The sequence below is a fragment of the Kitasatospora cystarginea genome, from assembly GCF_039533515.1.
GTDB lineage: Bacteria > Actinomycetota > Actinomycetes > Streptomycetales > Streptomycetaceae > Kitasatospora > Kitasatospora cystarginea.
The window spans coordinates 1-1,268 of record NZ_BAAATR010000169.1 but is presented as its reverse complement, the minus strand read 5'-3'; the positions used below and the strand labels follow the sequence as shown (position 1 = coordinate 1,268).

Below are 1,268 nucleotides of genomic sequence, written 5' to 3'. Positions count from 1 at the left end.
AGCGGGCCACCGCCGTGCTGCTGACCTCGAACTACGGCGAGGCCGGAGCCCTCGCGCAGTACGGGCCCGCCCTCGGCCTGCCATCCCCGTACTCCGGTCACATGGGCCTGTACGCCTGGGGCCCGCCACCGGCCACCGCCACGGGGCCGGTGCTGCTCGTCCACCCGGCGGGCTACGCCGATCTGGAGGACCACTTCACCGCCTGCCGCACGGTCGCGCGCGTCGACAACGGGCACGGCACGGCGAACATGGAGCAGCACGCGGCCGTCGTGCTCTGCGCGGGACCGGACCGCCCGTGGGCGGCCCTGTGGCCGCTACTGCGCCGGTACTGAGCAGCTCACACGGGCACGCAGCGCCGCACCTCCAGCCACCGGTCCGCTCAACGCCCATCGCCGACCGCCTTCCGTTTCGGCTGTCCGTCAGATGCCACAGACGGCACGCAGAACCAGCCTCCGCTGCACGTCGAGCCGTACTGGCCCCGCGCTTCCGCAGGTACGCGGACATGGGCGGTCAATCTTCAGTGGCACAAACCCGCAGTGGTCAAACTTCGGTGGCAAGCGATCAAGGTCCGATGTCAGAGGACAGAACGGCTCGCCGGGAACGCCATGGTGCCGCTGCTGGTGCTGTCCTGGGTGGAACGCAGCCGCGCCCTGCTGCTGCTCACTGTGGTGTATCTGGCCATCGAGCTGGTGCCGCTCACCACCGGCTGGACAGGGATCCCGTTCACCTCGCCCTGGTCCGCCCTGCCCACCTTCGGCGTCCCCGGCCTGCTGCTCCTGCTCGGCGCCCTCGGTTTCGGCCTGGCCGAGCTGCCCGACCGGCGCAACGCGTCATGACCGAACAGCCCGACCCGCACCCCGTCACCGGGCTGGACGACATCGTCCACCAGCGCGTGCGCCTCGGCATCCTCACCATCGCCCACCAAGCGCGCCGGGTCGAGTTCGGCTTCCTGCGCACGATGCTCGAACTCACCGCCGGAAACCTCAGCCAGCACCTGGCCACCCTGGAGAAAGCCGGGCTGATCGACGTCGAGAAGGGCTACGAGGGCAAACGTGCCCGCACCTGGCTCACCCTCACCCCGGCCGGCGACCGCGCGCTGAGGGAGGAAGTCAACCAACTCAAGCGGCTCATCCACCAGATCGAACAGGGCAGCTCAGACCCGGAGCCCTAGCTAGCCTCGATCTTGCATGACGGCTCGTCAGCTTTGCTGGCGGGCCGTTTCTGCTTGTCCGGGCGTGCTGTTTGTGCCTGTGGGTATGGCGAGGGCC

The 1,268-nt window shown here is 69.6% G+C and carries 2 protein-coding genes and 1 pseudogene; all 3 read left to right on the top strand.

Going from position 1 to position 1,268, the window contains the following annotated elements; all coding sequences use genetic code 11:
* Positions 1–332, top strand: a pseudogene (locus ABD369_RS40620) (hypothetical protein); the annotation flags it as partial.
* A 273-nt stretch (positions 333–605) separates the two neighbouring features.
* On the top strand, positions 606–836 hold the full coding sequence (locus ABD369_RS40615; protein ID WP_344641664.1) for a hypothetical protein: 231 nt from the start codon (positions 606–608) through the stop codon (positions 834–836).
* Positions 833–1,171, top strand: a complete 339-nt coding sequence (locus ABD369_RS40610; protein WP_344641663.1) for a winged helix-turn-helix domain-containing protein — start codon at positions 833–835, stop codon at positions 1,169–1,171. The genes ABD369_RS40615 and ABD369_RS40610 overlap by 4 nt, the downstream gene beginning before the upstream one ends.
* The last annotated feature ends 97 nt before the right edge of the window (positions 1,172–1,268 follow it).

What these genes read in the sequence shown, in the direction of transcription:
- ABD369_RS40615 (WP_344641664.1), top strand. Translation starts at nt 606, where the DNA reads ATGGTGCCGCTGCTGGTGCTGTCCTGGGTGGAACGCAGCCGCGCCCTG.
- ABD369_RS40610 (WP_344641663.1), top strand. Translation starts at nt 833, where the DNA reads ATGACCGAACAGCCCGACCCGCACCCCGTCACCGGGCTGGACGACATC.